Source organism: Arthrobacter sp. 05N33_2 (assembly GCF_056397425.1).
In genome coordinates this window covers 13,117-30,355 of sequence record NZ_JBFTNJ010000046.1, presented here as the reverse complement: position 1 = coordinate 30,355, position 17,239 = coordinate 13,117, and the positions used below count along the sequence as shown (strand labels likewise).

Genomic DNA, 17,239 nt, shown 5'->3' with positions numbered 1-17,239 from the left:
TTCGGACACCGGTGAGCCGTTTTCCCGCGAGTTCGTCAGGGCAAGCTCCTGAGCCCGATTCTCCACCTCCTCAGCGATCCGGAGAAGGTAGCTGGCGCGCTCAGACGGGGTAAGCCGGGGCCACTCGCCCTGAAAGGCACGCTGGGCAGAGCCGACGGCGGCGTCCAGGTCTTCCGGCGTTCCGTCCGGCACCGAGCCCCACACTTCGCCCGTAGCGGGGTCGGTCACCGGGTTGCGGCCGGTGCCCCGCGAGGGCTGCCACGCGCCGTCGACAAAGATCGTATCCACATGCGTATGCGGCAGGGACAGCTCCGTCCGGGCTACCAGGGCAGGAGCATCATGCGTGGCGGAGGTCATCGGATCACCGCCGTCTTAAGAAGGGCGTTGGATCGGTTTAGGTCCGCGGCGGCCATATCGTGGGCGGCCTGGGTGATGAGTTCGGGCACGATCTCGGTGGCCAGCCTGTCGGTGTACGTGGCCGGGTCCATGGCGAACCAGGAGGAGGCGAGGGCGATCCCGGCGCGGTCGAAGCGCCATAGCCTGTCGGCATCGCGCATCAGGGCGTCTTCCAGGGACCGGGCCACCGGCCGGGTGTCGTGGCCGTCGATGATCTCGCAGACGCGCTCAATGAATTCGGTGGAGTATCCCAGGGCCGGGAGCACCCGGCGGGCCACTTCGCAGCCCTGCTGCTCGTGTTCGTAGCGGATGGCGGCCTTCCGCCAGTCACCGGTGAAGCCCTCGGATATGATGCGGGATTCATCAACGTGGGCCCAGCCAGTGTCGTGCAGCACGGTGGCCACGCGCACCAGTTCAGCGTCGGCGCCGGGATAGGCCCGGCACAGCCGTTCGGCGTAGGCCAAGGAAATCGGCAAGTGGATGTCGTTTCCGCGTGTCCGCGTCTCATGGACCACGGCCTTCCACAGCGCGTCGAGTTCCTGAACGGCAGCCGGGGTATTGCAGATCGCGGTGGTGTCTACCGGACCAGCCGCGGGAACAGGCCGGACGCTGTACTCCGCGGCAAAGGCCTGGGCCGGCACGTCCACCGGTTCAGCGGCGGGGCTGGCTGCGACCGGAGTCTTGGGGGTGCTCATAATGCTCCTTCGGGTGGGCCGGCGTACTGTCTGAGTGCAGTTGGCTGTCCGTGGTGATGGTCTTGAGTTGCGTGGCGGGATCCGCCGCGGCGTCGGCAGGGATGTTCTGGCCCTTTGCCAGTGCGTTCTTGACGGCCATGAAGTCCAGCGGGGCGTTGACGCAGTCCGCGGCGATGACCTGGCCCTGGCGGTAGTACAGGACGCTGAACTTCCCGCGGTCCTCGTCCCGCCGGAGTACCGTCTGGTCGCAGCCGTTGCACAGTCCGGCGATCTGCAACTTGAGGTCCGCCTGATTGGACCAGAACCACGGGATCCCGGCGTATTCCTCGCGCCGCCCGGTCAGCGAGTAGGCGGCCACCTTCGCGTGTTCGATGGCGTTGTTGACGCTTTCCAGCCGGATCCGCTCCCCCGGCTCCGACCCTGGCACCGGGTTGGGCATGTTGGCGCAGTCGCCGATCGCCACCGTTGTGCCGTCCGAGGCGAGCGCGAAGCGGTCCACCACAATCCCGTTGTCCACCGTCAGCCCGAGCTGTTCGGCGAGCTGTGTGTTGGGAATGACGCCGATCCCCACGAGCACAATCTGCGCGGAGAGCTCTGTGCCGTCCTGGAGTTCGACGCCGGCGACCGCGCTACCGCCCTCGCTGGCTGTGAAGCGCTTGGCGCTGGTGTGGAGCCGGATGTCCAGACCGCGGGAACGGTGCGCCTGCAGGAAGTACGCGGCCGTCTCATCTCCCACGGCCCGGCCAACGAGCCGCGGACCGAATTCCAGAACCGTGACGTTCTTGCCCATCTTCCGCAGGCTGGACGCGGCCTCCAGTCCGATGAATCCGCCGCCGATCACCACCACATCCGTGGCATCCCCCACCCGCGCCTTGAGTGCCAGCGCGTCGTCGGCGTTGCGGAGGTACAGCACGCCGTCGAGGTTCCCGCCCTCAATCTCCAGCTTGCGGGCCCGGGCGCCGACCGTGAGCGCCAGCCGCTTGAAAGGRAACTGTTTTCCGGCGGAAGAATGCGCGACCCCGGAGCCGTCGGGTTCCTTGTCGATCCGGACGATGTATTCGCCCTTGACCAGGGCCACGTTGTGTCCGGCCCAGTAATCGTTGGAGCGGAAGATCAGTGATTCGCTCTCTACCGTGCCCTGCAGGAACTCCTTGGACAGGGCCGGCCGCTGGTAGGGTCGGTGGTCCTCGTCTCCGAGCAGGGTGATGTGTTCGTCGAAGCCGAGTGCCCGCAGCGATACAGCAAGCTGGACCCCGGACTGGCTGGCGCCGATGATCAGGAGCCCCGTGCGCGTTGGAGTGCTTTGCTCCGCGACGAGGGTGTCAGTTGCCTGCTCCACTGCTTCCGCGCCCACGGCTACACCTGGGTTTCCGGGGTGGTGACGAACAGCTCCACCGCGTCCGTGAGCCGGAGCTGGCAGGACAGCCGCGAGTTGTCCTCACGGTCGACGGCGGTGCCGTAGAGCATCTCGTCTTCCATGTCCTCCATCGGCGGAAGCTGCGAAAGGCAGTCCTCGCGGACGAAGACATGGCAGGTAGCGCAGGACAATGAGCCGCCGCATTCGGCGACGATCCCGGGGACGCCGTTGCGGACGGCCGTTTCCATGACTGAATCGCCGGGGTTTCCCTGGACGTCGCGGACAGCGCCCCCGGCGTCGGTGAAATGAACCGTTGGCATGTGGTTCTCCTTAGGTTGAATCGGATGATGGCAGGCAAGGGAGCGCCTCAGATGAACTGGCGGCCGCCGTCCACCACCATGGTCTGGCCCGTGTAGTAGGAACTGTCCGGCCCAGCCAGGAAGAGGGCCGCGCCCACGATGTCCTCGGGCTGGCTGGCCCGCTTGATGGCCCCGCGGTCCACACCGTAGTTCTCGGCGTTCTCCATCAGGCCGTAGCTGGCTTCGGTGAGCGTGAAGCCGGGGGCGATCGCGTTGACCGTGATCCCCCGGCGGCCCAGTTCCTTGGCCATCACCCGGGTCAGGGCCACCACGCCGCCCTTGGACGCGACGTAGTGGAGCCACTGTTCCGAGCCGCTGAAGATGGTGGCGCTGGAGAGGTTGATGACGCGCCCGCCCTCGGGCAGGTACGGGCTCGCCGCGCGGGTCACGAGCCAGGGGCCCTTGAGGTTGACGTTCATCACCAGGTCCCATTCGGCCGGGTCGATGTCCTCGAACGGGCTGCGGGTCACCCCCGCGTACACCGCCGCGTTGTTGAGGACGACGTCGATGCTTCCGTTCCCGAAGTCCGCGCAGTCCCGTGCGAGGATCTCAGTGGAGTCCACGCTGGTGACGTCCGCCGGGAAGGCGGCGGCCTCGGCGCCGAGTTCGCGGACCAGTTTGGCCGTCTGCTCAGCGCCCTCGAGGTTGATGTCGGCGACCGCCACGCGGTACCCGCGGCCGGCAAAGCCGAGCGCAAACGCCCTGCCCAGCCCGCCGGCGGCACCGGTGATCAGGACGGTCCTTGCAGCCGGAGCGTTCAGCTCAGACATGACTGTGGCTGTGCGCGTGGGCGCCGGGTCCGGTCGCCAGGAGCTCCGGTCGGTCGGCATCGAGGATCTGCACGGTGCCCTTGGTGCCGTCCACCCGGAGCCGCTGGCCGGTCTTGATGGTGGTGGAGGCGGAACCCGTTCCGGTCACCGCCGGAAGACCGTACTCCCGGCAGACGATCGCCGCGTGGCTCATCATGCCGCCGATGTCCGTGACCGTGGCCTTGATCTTGCCGAAGATCGGGCCCCAGGACGGCGCGGTGACGGTGGCCACCAGGATCTCGCCCTGCTGGACCTCGGAGAGCTGGTCCGCGTCGGTGATGACGCGGGCCAGGCCCTCCACCACGCCCGGCGAGGCAGCCATGCCGCGCAGGCCCCCGCCCTCCACTTCCTCGCCGGCGCCCAGCCACTGCTGGACCTGCTCGGTGGTGATGCCCCACAGCATCCGGGTAAAGGGTTCGGTGATGGATTCCGGCGGGGTGTTCAGGGCAGGGGCAGGCCGGGCGGTCTTGAGCGCGTCCACGATTCCGCGGCGGCGCTCGATCTCTGCCGGCCAGTAGTCGGGACCGATCGGCTTGGCACCGACGCCCCAGCCCGTGACCAGGTCGAACAGCGCGTCGCGGACCTCGTTGCGGCCCAAGTAGAGGAGGTCGTCCGGTTCAGTCCAGAAACCCTCGGCCTGCATCATGCGGGACAGCTCGCGGATCTTGCGCCAGAAGACGCCCATGGTCCAGTGCTCGATGTAGAAGTTGTGGTTCTCCACGTACGGGTAGGCGGTGGCGGCGAGGCCGCGCTTGGCGTCGAAGAGGGCCCGGTTTTCGCCTTCGAGCAGCTCGCGGTATTCCTCGATGATGCGGTCGCGTTCTGCGATGAGCGCCTCCACCGGCCGCATGATTTCCTGGCCCTCGTCCACGCGGCGGATGTAGTCCGCGACGTAGCCGAGCGGGATTTCCTGGTGTTCGTTCCAGTACTTGTCGTGGCCGTAGAAGCCGTTGCCCACGGTGAAGTTGAACCACGGGTCCTTGGCGGCATCGTACTGGGACGTCCAGCGGTCACCGCCGGGGGCCGCGGCGATGGCAGCCAGGGTGGCCTCGACGTCGTCGGTGTTGCTGAAGTGGGCCTGGATCCCAAGTTCCACGGCAAGCTTGGCGAGCTGCTTGAGCTCGTCATCCGGGCGGAAGAGCTCCATGTCCACGCCCTGCACCATGGTGGCGATGGACTGGTCCGGGATGTTGGGGAAGACCTGCTTGCAGAAGTTGAAGAAGTCCAGGTAGGCGATGTAGCCGAGGTTGAGGAACTCGAAGTGGTACTGCCAGTTCTGGTAGGCCAGCTGGATGAGCCGGTCGTAGCTTTCCAGGAGCTTCTCGGAGCCGTCCTTGCCCTTGCCGGAGAGGATGTCCTCCATGGGGACCAGGTCCGGGAGCTTGGGGAAGGAAATGGTTTCCATCTCGTCGATGGTGCCCTTGACCTTGACGTGCCACTGCTTGAGCAGCTGGTCCCAGTTCTGGAAGTAGTGGCCAACGCGCTGTTCGAACAGGGGCACGCGGGCGGCGATCTGGTCCGCCGGGACCGGGATGGGCGACATGTAGAGGTAGCCCAGGTGGACGCGGAACTCGATGCCGTTGGCGTTGGGGATCATCAGGTGCCGGGCGTTGTACTGGCCAAGGCACTTGACCGCGAACTCGCCGCCGATGGTCTCGAAGGGCTTGAACACGATGGGCCAATGCTGGCTGTCGCAGAACCAGAACTTGGCGTCCTCCTGCTCCTTGAGCTTGTCCTGGAAGACCAGATAGTACGGGTAGATCTTTTCCCAGCCCTCGGCCCCGGCGGGGACCGCGAGCTCGGAGGGTTTGGGGAAGGACTTCAGGGACATGGCGGTCCTTTCAATACGGGCTCGGCGTTGAGCCTGGGTGACGTAGCGGACTAGCGGGTCGGAACGTTCTAGAAGGACGGCTTCAGCAGTGAGGCGGTGATGCTGCCGAGGCTAAAGCCGGTGGCGGACGACGGCGCCGGGCCGGCCGGCGTCGTGATGGCCGGCGTCGTGGTGGCTGGCGTTGTCGGGGAAGCGGGTGCTGCCGCAGAAGTGGCGGGGCTGAGTCCGCTGAAGTAGCCGCCGGCGGCTGCCGAGGATGGGACAACAGGCTTCGAGGAGTGCACGGTTTCCGGGCGGGACTGCAGCAGGAGCAGGTTCTCCCCGTCCGGCAAGTCCGCATCGAGGGCCCACTCGATGTCCTGCGGGCACTTGTAGTGCTTCTCCGCGCGCTTGGCCATCTGCGCGACGGCGGTGAGCTCGGCGCCGGTGAGGCTGCGGCGGCCGCGGCGTTCGGCGTCGACCTCCCGCTCCACCAGGCGGCCGGCAACAGCGTCCGGGACGAGTTCGGCGTGCTTGTCGCCGAGGTGTTCGGAGACGACCGCCAGCGTGACCTTGTCCAGCATGATGTTGTCCGGCGTGACCTGGCCGGAGACCACCATCTCCCCCACCCCGTAGGAGGAGTCGATAGTGATCTTGGAACGGTCGCCGTTGGTGGGGTCCATGGTGATGGCGACGCCGGAGACCCGTGCGTTGACCATCTTCTGCACCACGACCGCCATCGAGAGGCCCTCGTTGGGGATGTTGTTCTTGAGCCGGTAGATGATGGCGCGGGATGTGAAGAGCGAGGCCCAGCACTGGCGGATGTGCTCGGTGACGGCCTTGACGCCGTCGAGCCAGAGGTAAGTGTCCTGCTGGCCGGCGAAGGAGGCGTCCGGCAGGTCCTCGGCGGTGGCGCTGGAGCGAACGGCCACCGGGACCGGCGACTCAAAGCGGGACATCAGGGACTCGTAGGCGGCGACGGTGAGCTCGCGCAGGGCCTGAGGCACCGCGCGGGAGCGGATGTCCGCCCGGATCGCGGCGGACACCCTATCCACCTGGCCCATGTCATCGGGGTCCAGTCCTGCAAGGAGCTGGTGGATGTCCCGGGTGATCCCGGCTTCCTCCATGAAGGCATCGAACTGCGCGGTGGTGACCACGAAGCCGGGCGGGACGGGCATGCCGGCGGAGGTCATGGTGACCAGGGAGGCGCCCTTGCCGCCAAGGTTTTCGAGCTTCGGTTCGATGCCGCCGTCGAAGAACTGGACGTATTCGTTGCTCTGCATATTTCTCAGGCCTTCCAGGTGACGGGGACGGTCTCGGGGACGCGGAAGGAGAGGTTCTCCCGGAAGGAGATGGTTTCCGGATGCTCCAGCTGCAGCTCCGGGACGATCCGGACCACTTCCTCGAGGGCGATCTTGGCTTGGAGCTTGGCGAGCATGTTGCCCAGGCAGTAGTGGATGCCAAACCCGAAGGACAGGTGCTCGCGGGCGTTGGGGCGGGTGATGTCGAAGTCCTCGCCGGCGTCGAACTTGGTGTCATCCCGGTTGGCTGAGCCCATGAGGAGCAGCAACTGTGCGCCTTCTTCGATGGCGACGCCGCCAACTTCAGCGTCCTTGAGGGCCTTGCGGCGCCAGCCGACGATCGAGCCGGCGTAGCGCAGGACTTCGTCGATGGCGGCGGGAATTTTTTTCGGGTCCTCCACCAGCTGCTTCCACTGCTCGGGGCGGGCCAGGAGTTCGCGGAGGGCRTTGGAGATCAGCGTGGTGGTGGTCTCGTGGCCGGCGAAGAGCAGGCTATAGAGGACGGAAGCGACCTCGTGGTCGGAGATTTCGGCGCCGTCCTGCTGCGCTTTGACCAGGTCCGCGGTGAGGTTGTCGCCGCCTTCCTCGTGAGCCACCCTGACTAGCCGGAGGCATTCCTGCCAGTACTCCACCAGGTTGTGGGCGTGCGGGATCTGTTCGTCGTCAGTGAGGTCGCCCCACGTCATGGCGGCGCGGGAATCGCTCCAGCGCTTGAAGGTGTCGACCTGGGCTACGTCTGCGCCGATCAGGGTGAGGATGGTGATGGTGGGGACGTCGTAAGCAAGGTCCTTGACCATGTCGCCGCGGCCTTCCGGCCGGGCCAGCATTTCTTCAAGCAGTCCGACGACGTTTTGCCGGATGAACGGTTCCAGAGCCTTGTAGCGGCGGGGGGTGAAGGCCTTTTGCACCACGGCGCGGATGCGGGTGTGCTCCGGCGGGCGGCGGGCGGAGAGGCCCGAGTAGGCGGTGAAGCCGCCGTCGTCCATGATCTTCTTGGCCGCGGCACCGCGTTCGCGGACAGGCGCCTGGGCGTTTTCGCTGGAGAAAGTCTCCCAGTCTTCAAAGACGGCCTTGATGTCGTCATAGCGGGAGACGACATAGAGGCCGATCCGCTCGTCGAACATCACGGGCTGCTCGGCCCGGAGTTCGGCGTAGGCGGGGAAGGGATCCTTCATCTGGAACGGCTCGTAGCCGTGGTGCCCCGTAGGGGCTTCGGCGCCGTGTCCGAAGGGACAGCGGCCGGCCGTTTCARTCGACGATGACATCTGGGCTCCTTGGTTTTCCGGTCCCGCTGACAGCAGCAGTGCATGCCGGGGGTTCTTCCTCCAGTGTGGCCCCCGTCACCTCGCGATGGCAGGAAAGGCTTCCACTGAGCGGAAGTCACTTTGCCGCGGGCCTGCAGCTGCAGGGTTCGGCCTAGTGCGATGCCGCAGTGTGGCTGCCCAGCAGCGTTTCCAGCGGGATCCGCGCGGTGGCGCGTTCGATCTGCGCCGAGATGCCCCTCAGGACGGGAAGGTGGCGGCTCATCGTGGCGGCCTGGCTCGTGGGAAGCACCAGGCCGATCGCGGCGCCGATTCTGCCGGTGTGGAAGACCGGGACGGCGATGGAGCACGAGCCCAGCCGGACTTCCTCGAGCGTAGTGGCGTAGCCCTGCTCCCGGATCTGGGTCAGTTCGGCGGCCAGTCTTCTCGGGTCAACGTGGGTGTGCGCGGTGTGCCGCTCGAGCTGCCGGTTCAGGTAGGCGTCGCGGACCCAATCCTCCTCGAAGGCCAGGAGGACCTTCCCGACGGCGGTCGCGTGCATGGGCAGGCGTCCGCCGACGCGGGAAGCTCGGGGCAGGCGCTTGGAGCCGTAGACGCGGTCGATGTACAGCACCTCATGGCCGGACCGGACGGCCAGGTGCGCGGTTTCGCCCGTGAGGGAGAAAAGATCCTGGATGTATGGGCGCGCCGCGTCGCGGAGCTGCCGCCCGGTGTTCTGGGCAAGCTCCCAGAGGCGGATGCCCAGCTGATAGCGGCCGTTGGGCTCGCGGGAAAGTAATCCCCAGTCCGTGAGCTCGTTGACAAGCCGATGGGCGGTGCTCAGGGGCAGCCCGGATTTTTCCGCGATTTCCGTCAGGCTGAGGGCACCCCGGGACTTTTCGAAGGCTTCCAGGATGGAGAGCACCTTCGAGGTCACAGTTCTACCGGGCTCACTGCTGCCGCCAGCCATCAAGGCTCCTCTGCGATATTCGCCCATCGTCGATGGTCGCCGGGACGTCCGATCAGAGTCTAGCCCTCGAGCAGGAGCACACGAGTCCGCCAAAGAGCTGCAGCCGGCCGGTAAGTAGAATCCGGGGAAGTATCTTCCATGGAATCCAAATGCTAATCTTGATCCATGGACACCAGAACTGGCCAGACTGACTTCTACCCCCTCTTCAGCGCACTGACCCGGCTGGAAACCGAGCTGTGGGATGCGGTCGACGCCCGCCTGCGCCAGGAATGCGGACTTCCCCTCGGCAGGTTCGAGGCGATGGTCGTCGTCTCCTCCCTTGGCACGTGCAGGGTGTTCGACATCGCGTCGGCGCTGGCCATAACCGTGGGCGGCGCCAGCAAGCTGGTTGACCGTATTGAGGCGGCCGGGTACTGCTCGCGGAAGTTGAACCCGGGCGACCGGCGCTCCTCACTCCTTGACCTCACGGCGGCGGGTGCCGCGGTGGTCGCTCGGGGACGCGCAGTGATCGAGGCCGAACTCGCGCGCTGGTTCACCCCGGCCCTGAGTCCGCAGGAGACCACCACCCTGCTGGACCTCCTGACACGGGTCCGCAGCGCCCAGCGGCCCTCCGTGGACTCGACGGCGGCCGGTCAGTGAGCAGCGGCACCATGCGGGCCGTGGTGCTGGACGGCCCAGGGCCGGCCGAGGCGCTGGTCATTCGCGACCTGCCCATCCCCGTGCCGCTGCCGGGCCAGGTGCTCATCCGGGTCCGGGCGTTCGGGCTCAACCGCTCGGAACTGCACACCCGCCTGGGCCTGGCCGAGGGCGTCACGTTCCCGCGCGTGCCCGGGATCGAAGCTGTCGGAGAGGTGGCCGACTCCCCGGGCGGCGAGTTCCGCACCGGGCAGAAGGTCGCCACCCTGATGGGGGGCATGGGCCGCGTGTTCGACGGCGGCTACGCCGAGTACACGTGCGTGCCGGCCCGGCAGGTCATTGCCTTCGAATCAGAGCTGCCCTGGTCCGTCATCGGCGCCGTCCCGGAGATGCTTCAGACCGCCCACGGCTCCCTCACCATTGGCCTGGACATCCAGGCCGGCCAGAGCCTGCTCATCCGCGGCGGAACCTCCTCCGTCGGCATGGCCGCCGCAATACTTGCCAAGCGCCGCGGGCTCACCGTCCTGGCCTCAACGCGTGACGAAGCCAAGCGGGAAGCGCTCGCCTCGATCGGCGTCGACCATGTCCTGATCGACGACGGCGACCTCGCCACTGCCGTGCGCCGCATTGTTCCGGGCGGCGTGGACGCCGCCCTCGAACTCGTCGGCACCCCCACGCTGCCCGACACGTTGCGCGCCACCCGGGTCCACGGCGTCGTCTGCTTCACCGGGATGCTCTCAAACCAGTGGACGGTCCCGGACTTCTATCCGATTGACTACATTCCGCGGGGCGTCCGGCTCACCTCCTACACAGGCGGCGCCCCCGACCTCCCCGGCGGCGTGCTCCAGGAATTCCTGCAGGCCGTCAGTGACGGCACCGCGATGGTACCCATCGGCAAGGTCTACGCCCTCGATGACATCGTCCGGGCCCACACGGACATGGAGGAAAACCGCGTCAGCGGCAAACTCGTCGTCACCACGTAAGACCCACAGCCGGCAGCGAATGCTACTTCCCCCAACCSTGTTGCGACGCCCCGCTGATTCGCAAAAGTCGCTGGGGGAATACGCGATGCGCAATAATAGTTGAAGCTTCAAGAGAAACTAATTGTGCCCAACACCCCCGAGCAGGAGCATTCATGCGCATCTCCGAGAAGTCCACCGATCTTGACGGCCGCCACCCGGGCACCTCGGCAGTGGCGACGACGGCCGGGTCGTCCGACCCTGCGGCTCCCCTGGTGGTGCTGTTGCACGGCCGGGGCTCAAGCGAGCGCGAGATCATTGCCCTCGCCGACCACCTGCCGCCCGGCCCGGCCTACGCCGCCGTCCGGGCGCCGATCGCAGAGGGCGGCGGCTATGCATGGTTTGCCAACCGTGGCATCGGCCGTCCGGTTGCCGAGTCGCTGACGGCATCCATGGCGTGGTTCCGAACCTGGCTCGATGCCGTCGCCCCCGCAGGCCGGCCGGTCGTGCTCGTCGGCTTCAGCGGGGGTGCAGCATTCGCCGGCGGGCTGGTCCTTGCAGATCCGCAACGATTCTCCGGTGCGGCTATTCTGTACGGCACCTTGCCGTTCGACGCCGGTGTCCCGGTCACGCCGGCCCGGCTGGCAGGCCTTCCGGTTTTCGTCGCTCAGGGCGATCAGGACAAAGTCATCCCCACGGAACTGCTGGACCGCACCTGGAATTACTTGCTGACGGATTCCGCCGCCCCCGCCTACGGCCGCCGCGACCCCGGAGGGCACCAGATCAGCGGCCAGACGCTCCGTGAACTCGCGGGCTGGATCCACGAGCGACTGTCGTTCCTGGCTCGTTCCGGAGCGGATGAAGGCACCACCGGCGGACGCTGGTCGGCCCTGCCGGACGGCACTCTTCCCCGCAGGGCCGGTCAGCGTCCCACCGTGTCATGGACAATCCCGCAGGAACAGCGCAGTGACAATGCGCCAGTGGACCTTCAGGAAAAGTTGTTCGCCAGGATCAGTTCGCTCGCCGGAGTCTCGACTTCGCAGTCCGTTATCTCCGTTCCAGGCGCGCGGGGCCTGATGATAAAGCCTGAACCTGACGCTCCCGAGGATGCGTTCCTGGTCCCCTCAGCCGGGGAGTTTGCCCACCAGCACCCGCCCCACGACGGCTCCCTCCACCTGGCCCTGCCGCCCCAACTGGCCGCGGACGCAATCGCCAAGGGCTGGGCAGTGGCCCACCCGCTGGCCGGCATCCGGCTGGCTCGAGGCATGGTCATGGTCTACGGGCCCCGCGACGAGAATGAGCTGCACGTGGTCGCTGCAATGGTAGAGACCAGTCACGCCTGCGCCACAGGCCCCGACGCCCACAGGTTGTAACGTTCCGGCAGGCCGGCCCCGATCATGCACCCCGGCGTGGCTTGCGAACCCGCGCATGGCGTTTCGCATTGTGCCGCGCCCGAGTGCGCGTGGCAACGTGGGCCAGCTTCGCCTGGAGCAGGAGAAGGCGGGGAACGGCGAAGTAGACGGCAATGGGAACGACCACAAGAGTGAGCGTAAAAGCGCGCAGGATCGGTGGCCACTCCGGCGCCAAAGCGGCCAAAATACTCATCCCGATTGCGGCCAGCGGAAAGATCGCCACCCAGGTGATAGCAGCCCTCACATGGACCGATGCCACACCGACGGTTCGGTGATGATGCGCATCCGTTTCATCGGCCGCTAGCGCCTTACCCTCGTGTTCCACTCAATCTCCAAACGTCTGGTTGGAATTGATGCTACTGCGCGCTGTTTCGCGAAAGCAAACAAACGGTTGGAGTTATGATGGGGGCCATGGCCTGGGACACTGATGCGACGCAGAAGAAGATCCTCGATGCCGCAATTACCGAGTTCTCCGATCGGGGCTTCTCCGGTGCGCGTATCCATCAGATTTCGCGGATCTCCGGGTGCAACCGCGAACGGATTTACTTCTACTTTGGCGGCAAGGCCGGACTCTTTGAAGCGGCGCTCACTCGCGAACTCGTCACCGCCCTGGACGACCTTCCGGTCGCCGGCATGGGTCCTGGTGCGATCGGAGAGTTCGCGGGACGCTACTTTGATTTTTCCAGGAGCCGCCCCAGCCTCGCACGCCTTACCTTTTGGGAGGGGCTTGAGCAGGGACATCCAGTAGGAGCCGAGGCCCGCACCCTCCGCTCGGCGAACAAAGTCACCGAGATCCGGAGTGCCCTTCCGGCCTTGAGCGAGGCCGCGGCGGAAGACCTGCTCCTGACCATCGTCACCCTGTGCCACGCCTGGGTCTCGAGCCCGAATGTCCCCCTCGTGATCACCGGACCGCCGGACGAAGAGCGCAGGCGCGCATCCATCGTGCGCACCGGCGAACTGCTCGCTCAAGATGCCGTGGATACGGCCCAGCGGCCGTCATAGGCGCGAATACTCCGTTCCGTTCGAAAAAATAGTTGTCGCTTCAACTTTCCTGACGTACATTTAGTTGTAGCTTCAAGCATCACTCCTCCAAGAGAACAGAATCTGATGAAAACCCTCCTGGCCCGCATATTCGGAAAGAAGTCAACCATGACGAACCTCACCATCATCGGCACCGGCAACATGGCCCGCGGCATCGCCACCCGAGCACTCGCCGGCGGCCTGACCGTGGAAATCCTCGGACAGGACATCACCAAAGCGCAGGAACTGGCCGCCGAACTCGGCGCCGGCGTCACCTTCGGGACCACCGCCGAGGCCCCGCAGGGCACCATCGTGGTCCTCGCCGTCCCGTTCGACGCCGCCAAGAACGTCGTCAGCGCCTACGGCGAGGCCCTGACCGGCAAGACCATCGTCGACATCACCAACCCGGTGAACTTCGAGACCTTCGACTCCCTGGTCGTCGAGCCCGGCACCTCCGCCGCCGAAGAAATCGCGCAGCGTGCCCCCGCCGGCGCCAACGTGGTCAAGGCGTTCAACACCACCTTCGCCGGCACCCTCGTCGCCGGAGAGTCAGGCGGACAGCCCCTGGACGTCTTCATCGCCGGCGACAACGCGGACGCCACCGCCGCCGTGAGCAGCTTCGTCAGCGCCGGCGGCATGCGCCCCCTGGTGGTCGGTCCGCTCAAGCGCTCCCGGGAACTCGAAGGCTTCCAGTTCGTCCTCATGACCATGCAGGCCAACCCCGAGTTCGCCGACTTCAACTGGGACACCGGACTTCAGGTCACCAAGTAACCCGGCGTGCGATAGGCGTCAAAAAATAGACGCAAGAGGACGACGGCGGGAAGGATCCGCCGTCGTCCTCTTGTTTGTCTCGGCGGCAGGCCTCCGGTTCAACGCTTCTTGCCCCCGACACCCGGCACGGACGCGACCTGCTTCATCCACGCCGCGATCTGGCGTTCGTCGACGTCGTCCATGGATTCGAGCTCCACACCCCGCGTCGACCTGCCCATCCCCACCGGTGTCACCGGCGGCACAGGCTCGAGCGCGGCGCCATTCACAAACATGAGCTTGACGTGGCCAGCAAATCCGCCGCAGCTGAAGCACCACCCGTCGCCGACTCCGTAGTAGGACATGCCCCACTTCACTGAGCGCCGAAGGCCGGGCAGCGTCTTTGCCGCCAAAGCATCGACCGTTTCGGCGATGCCCCGCTGCGGCTGTGGCAGGCTGGCGATATATGCGAAGACCGGCTTGTCGCCGACCGCCGCTTTCGCCGGGCTTGCCCTGCCGGTCATGGATTCCGGCAGAGTTGGGGCGACGTCAACACGCGCGCCGGTGCGCGTTGCCGGCTTTTGGGCTTCCCTCTTACCTATTTCCCCACTGGTCATGGAGGGTATTATTCCTCACCCATCGCGAGACGGAACCACAACCGTTTTCTCGCGAGCCGTATCGGGCTCTTCGGGGAAGTCTCTACCTGTCCGCAGTTATCGATTCCAGGACGGCCTGGAATGCTGGACTTACTCGTATCCCCAGGCCACCATCGTCGGACACCTCGGTAAGTTGCTCGTAGCTCGTCCCGTTCCACCAAAAGACGTGTGGACTCACCGGTGCAGGTGAATCGCTGTATCCCATGGCGGCGAATCGGGCCATTCCGTTAACCGCCGAAATGACGGTGGCGTCTTCGATGATGTGCCAAACGACTTGGTGTCGGTTCGGGACGCTCATGAGCCAGCCGAATTCTTCTCGGACGCGCTTGCCGATGAGTTGTGAGGCCAAGTCGGGAAGAAGCAGAGCCCGGCTCCCGGTATAGACAGATTCACCTAACAGAGCCGTGAACGAGCCCCCTCCCGGTGCAGGGAGGGTTTCGAGTTTTTCGACTGCCAGCCCGCGAAGGTTCGCAATACCCTGGGTTCTGAGGGCTTCGAACCAGCCGAACTTGTTTGCGTTGTTGTGACTGAAAACGGTAACCGTGTCCGGGAGGTCGAGCGCGATCATCTCGACGATGCCCGGCGCGAACTCCCTGTGCGGGTAGCCGTCGATCCCTGGCATGCTCGCCTCATCATAAAGGCGTGCGAAAGTCTGCTTCGCTACATCAGCAGGGGCAAGGATGTCGAACGGATCGGGTGCGTCGAAGCTCGCCAGAACGCGTTGAAGATGTTCGCGTAGCAGGTCCCGCCACAAGGATTGCGGCTGGTCACCACAAGCGGCGGCCACGTTCCAAAATCCGAATTCACGCCCGGAGTCATCGACAGCGTGGCCGGGCTGAACATGGACTTCGAGTCCCATCTCGGCGAAAACTTCGCGCGTGATCGTTCGGAAATGGTTAGCGCCTGAAATCGTGAAGAACGTGAGGTGCGAATCAGGCGGGTCCGGTTCGGGAGACTTCTTCCTGAAGATGCCCACAATGACCCGCTTTCGTTGTGGCGGTCGATCGATTCAAGTCGACAATGCCCGGCCTGGGAGTTTCTGCTGCCGTCAGTGGGTCCACAGGCTGAGCGCCCGGTGAACCCGATTCCGATTCTGTCGCAGTCCGATGGGAACCCAGGTTGCGACCCGCCCGGTAGAGACCTCCAGCCGGAACAGGCGGCATTGCTTTAGGGGCGGGTCCGGCACACCCAAGTCATGTCCAGGGTTCCGGCCGGGAATCCAGACGTGCCCACGTATCGAGACCGAGATTCGCGTGCATCGCACTGCCCCTAAGCCGATCGGTCTGCACAGCATGTGTATGGTGCTGATATGGCTTCTCCGCAGACGCTAAGTGAGCCCGAGCGCCGCGTCGTCGCGACTTGGGCCGCAGATTGCGCTGAGCGGGTGGTGGCCTTATTTGAGGCCGAGGCTCCTGCAGATGATCGCCCCCGCGACGCCATCGCCCGGGCGCGGGCCTTCGCCCGCGGTGAACTCAGTGCCGCCGACGAGATCCGCCGGCGGTTTGTTGCCGGCCGTGCCGCACTCGAGGTGACCAGCCCTGCTGCGGTGGCTGCCGCCCGGTCTGCCACGCAAGCCGCCGCCGTCGCCCACATGGGCGCGCACGCCCTGGGGGCAGCCGCGTATGCCGCGAAAGCGGCCGGACTGGCGGCGGCCGGTCGGCTTCAGACGATCGACGACGAGATCCACTGGCAACTCAAGCACATGAGCGCCGAAGCCCGGTCCGCGCTCCGGTGCCTGCCACCGTTGGGCGCGAATTCCGCCGGTCCGCTGGGGCCAGGACTTCTCGCATCCGGAATCCTCGCCTCGATCATCCGCACGATCCAGACCGACTTGGCCCGCCCCGACCAGCCTGCCTCCTCCAGTTGAATCTGCCGCCCGCAAGCCGGTCCCCCACCGCGACACCATCCGCCCGCACTGGTGCTGCCAGAAAATCCGATACAGCTACTGGATTCCTGGAAGCCAGCAGCTTGGCCCACGTGCCCGGGTGAGGAGACCGTCGGGACCAGCCGCCGGAGACGGTGGTCGAGGATGCCATCACCTGCTACGATCCCCAGAATCCCCACGACCGCATGCAAGTCGCTATCACTCTGGAGGTTCGCGATGCCGGACACCACCTGCCACATGTCGATCTCGCTGGATGGCTTCGTCGCCGGGCCGGACCAGAGCCGCGAGAACCCCCTGGGCAAGCGGGGGCTGGAGCTGCACCGCTGGCACATCGGCGACCCGCGGGCCAACGATGCCGACAAGGTCGCGAACGAGTGGCTCATGCGCCCACGGGGTGCGTATGTGATGGGGCGGAACATGTTCGGCCCGGTCCGCGGGGACTGGGATGAGGACTGGGCCGGGTGGTGGGGAGCCGAACCGCCGTACCACGCGCCGGTGTTCGTGCTGACCCATCACGGACACGACCCGATCCAGATGGACGGCGGAACGACCTTCCACTTCGTCACCGAGGGCTTCGACGCGGCCTACTCCGCAGCCCGCCAGGCCGCCGGGGACAAGGGCGTGGACATCGCCGGCGGGGCCTCGACCGTCCGGCAGGCACTGATCGCCGGCGTGATCGACGAGCTCACCCTCGACATCGCACCGGTCCTGCTCGGTTCGGGCGAACGTATTTTCGACGGGGTTGAATCCTTCGGCTTCGAGCCCGCCGAGGTGCTCCACTCACCGCTGGCCACCCACATCCGCTATCGCCGCGTCGGCTGACTCCGAACTGGGATCCGGCCCGCTCCGGCCCAGGTACAACCCGGTCTGAAGCCCAGGGTGTGCACATTGCGAATACCCTCCTTTTGCCCACTTCGGAGCCCCCCACCCAGGGGCCACATATGCCTGAGACCACTCCCAACGGCCAATAAGCTCGTCCAGCGACG

General features: G+C 66.0%; 19 protein-coding genes. 7 read left to right on the top strand and 12 right to left on the bottom strand.

Features of this window, described 5'->3' with window-relative positions:
• The 9 genes from AC1DHX_RS15540 to AC1DHX_RS15500 all read right to left on the bottom strand — a co-directional run.
• On the bottom strand, nucleotides 1-288 hold a 288-nt coding region (locus AC1DHX_RS15540), incomplete at its 3' end, for an aldehyde dehydrogenase family protein (RefSeq protein ID WP_476900210.1).
• 65 nt (nucleotides 289-353) lie between these two features.
• Nucleotides 354-1,091, bottom strand: a complete 738-nt coding sequence (locus tag AC1DHX_RS15535; RefSeq protein ID WP_476858715.1) for an HD domain-containing protein — start codon at nucleotides 1,089-1,091, stop codon at nucleotides 354-356.
• Nucleotides 1,048-2,445 carry an NAD(P)/FAD-dependent oxidoreductase gene (locus AC1DHX_RS15530; protein WP_476858716.1) on the bottom strand — a complete coding sequence of 466 codons (1,398 nt, stop codon included), beginning with the start codon at nucleotides 2,443-2,445 and terminating at the stop codon, nucleotides 1,048-1,050. Before AC1DHX_RS15530 ends, AC1DHX_RS15535 begins: the two co-directional genes overlap by 44 nt.
• A gap of 2 nt (nucleotides 2,446-2,447) precedes the next feature.
• The gene (locus tag AC1DHX_RS15525; protein WP_230010994.1) at nucleotides 2,448-2,768 is read right to left on the bottom strand and encodes a 2Fe-2S iron-sulfur cluster-binding protein; all 321 of its coding nucleotides are present in this window, start codon (nucleotides 2,766-2,768) and stop codon (nucleotides 2,448-2,450) included.
• Nucleotides 2,769-2,815: 47 nt separating this feature from the next.
• Complete coding sequence (locus AC1DHX_RS15520; protein ID WP_476858717.1) at nucleotides 2,816-3,577, bottom strand: SDR family NAD(P)-dependent oxidoreductase; 762 nt, start codon at nucleotides 3,575-3,577, stop codon at nucleotides 2,816-2,818.
• Nucleotides 3,570-5,447: a PEP-utilizing enzyme gene (locus AC1DHX_RS15515; RefSeq protein WP_476858718.1), complete on the bottom strand. Its 1,878-nt coding sequence runs from the start codon at nucleotides 5,445-5,447 to the stop codon at nucleotides 3,570-3,572. The genes AC1DHX_RS15520 and AC1DHX_RS15515 overlap by 8 nt, the downstream gene beginning before the upstream one ends.
• Before the next feature lie 68 nt (nucleotides 5,448-5,515).
• On the bottom strand, nucleotides 5,516-6,709 hold the full coding sequence (locus tag AC1DHX_RS15510; RefSeq protein WP_476858719.1) for a PEP/pyruvate-binding domain-containing protein: 1,194 nt from the start codon (nucleotides 6,707-6,709) through the stop codon (nucleotides 5,516-5,518).
• A 5-nt stretch (nucleotides 6,710-6,714) separates the two neighbouring features.
• Nucleotides 6,715-7,992 (bottom strand): cytochrome P450, encoded by a 1,278-nt coding sequence (locus AC1DHX_RS15505; protein ID WP_476900209.1) that lies wholly within the window; start codon nucleotides 7,990-7,992, stop codon nucleotides 6,715-6,717.
• A gap of 151 nt (nucleotides 7,993-8,143) precedes the next feature.
• Nucleotides 8,144-8,938, bottom strand: a complete 795-nt coding sequence (locus AC1DHX_RS15500) for an IclR family transcriptional regulator (RefSeq protein WP_476858721.1) — start codon at nucleotides 8,936-8,938, stop codon at nucleotides 8,144-8,146.
• Nucleotides 8,939-9,103: 165 nt separating this feature from the next.
• Between AC1DHX_RS15500 and AC1DHX_RS15495 the strand changes: the two genes are divergently transcribed.
• The 3 genes from AC1DHX_RS15495 (at nucleotide 9,104) to AC1DHX_RS15485 (ending at nucleotide 11,906) form a co-directional block, all read left to right on the top strand.
• On the top strand, nucleotides 9,104-9,577 hold the full coding sequence (locus AC1DHX_RS15495) for a MarR family winged helix-turn-helix transcriptional regulator (protein WP_476858722.1): 474 nt from the start codon (nucleotides 9,104-9,106) through the stop codon (nucleotides 9,575-9,577).
• Entirely contained in the window at nucleotides 9,574-10,557 is a 984-nt protein-coding gene (locus AC1DHX_RS15490; RefSeq protein WP_476858723.1) for a zinc-binding alcohol dehydrogenase family protein, read from the top strand. Before AC1DHX_RS15495 ends, AC1DHX_RS15490 begins: the two co-directional genes overlap by 4 nt.
• A 152-nt stretch (nucleotides 10,558-10,709) precedes the next feature.
• Complete coding sequence (locus tag AC1DHX_RS15485; protein WP_476858724.1) at nucleotides 10,710-11,906, top strand: luciferase domain-containing protein; 1,197 nt, start codon at nucleotides 10,710-10,712, stop codon at nucleotides 11,904-11,906.
• 22 nt (nucleotides 11,907-11,928) lie between these two features.
• Here AC1DHX_RS15485 and AC1DHX_RS15480 read toward each other — a convergent pair whose 3' ends face one another.
• Nucleotides 11,929-12,270, bottom strand: coding sequence for a hypothetical protein (locus AC1DHX_RS15480; protein WP_476858725.1), 342 nt, complete (start codon nucleotides 12,268-12,270; stop codon nucleotides 11,929-11,931).
• Between the two features lie 86 nt (nucleotides 12,271-12,356).
• Between AC1DHX_RS15480 and AC1DHX_RS15475 the strand changes: the two genes are divergently transcribed.
• A complete protein-coding gene (locus AC1DHX_RS15475; protein ID WP_476858726.1) occupies nucleotides 12,357-12,947 on the top strand; it encodes a TetR/AcrR family transcriptional regulator in 591 nt (196 codons plus the stop codon).
• Nucleotides 12,948-13,094: 147 nt separating this feature from the next.
• A complete protein-coding gene (locus AC1DHX_RS15470) occupies nucleotides 13,095-13,736 on the top strand; it encodes an NADPH-dependent F420 reductase (RefSeq protein ID WP_476858727.1) in 642 nt (213 codons plus the stop codon).
• A gap of 98 nt (nucleotides 13,737-13,834) precedes the next feature.
• Here the strand turns inward: AC1DHX_RS15470 and AC1DHX_RS15465 are convergent, their stop codons facing one another.
• Both AC1DHX_RS15465 and AC1DHX_RS15460 read right to left on the bottom strand, forming a co-directional pair.
• Entirely contained in the window at nucleotides 13,835-14,329 is a 495-nt protein-coding gene (locus AC1DHX_RS15465) for a DUF1801 domain-containing protein (RefSeq protein ID WP_476858728.1), read from the bottom strand.
• Between the two features lie 82 nt (nucleotides 14,330-14,411).
• A complete protein-coding gene (locus tag AC1DHX_RS15460; RefSeq protein ID WP_476858729.1) occupies nucleotides 14,412-15,344 on the bottom strand; it encodes a hypothetical protein in 933 nt (310 codons plus the stop codon).
• A gap of 333 nt (nucleotides 15,345-15,677) precedes the next feature.
• On the opposite strand from AC1DHX_RS15460, the gene AC1DHX_RS15455 reads away from it, so the two are divergent.
• On the top strand, nucleotides 15,678-16,235 hold the full coding sequence (locus AC1DHX_RS15455) for a putative immunity protein (RefSeq protein WP_476858730.1): 558 nt from the start codon (nucleotides 15,678-15,680) through the stop codon (nucleotides 16,233-16,235).
• 234 nt (nucleotides 16,236-16,469) lie between these two features.
• Nucleotides 16,470-17,075 (top strand): dihydrofolate reductase family protein, encoded by a 606-nt coding sequence (locus tag AC1DHX_RS15450; RefSeq protein ID WP_476857392.1) that lies wholly within the window; start codon nucleotides 16,470-16,472, stop codon nucleotides 17,073-17,075.
• The last annotated feature ends 164 nt before the right edge of the window (nucleotides 17,076-17,239 follow it).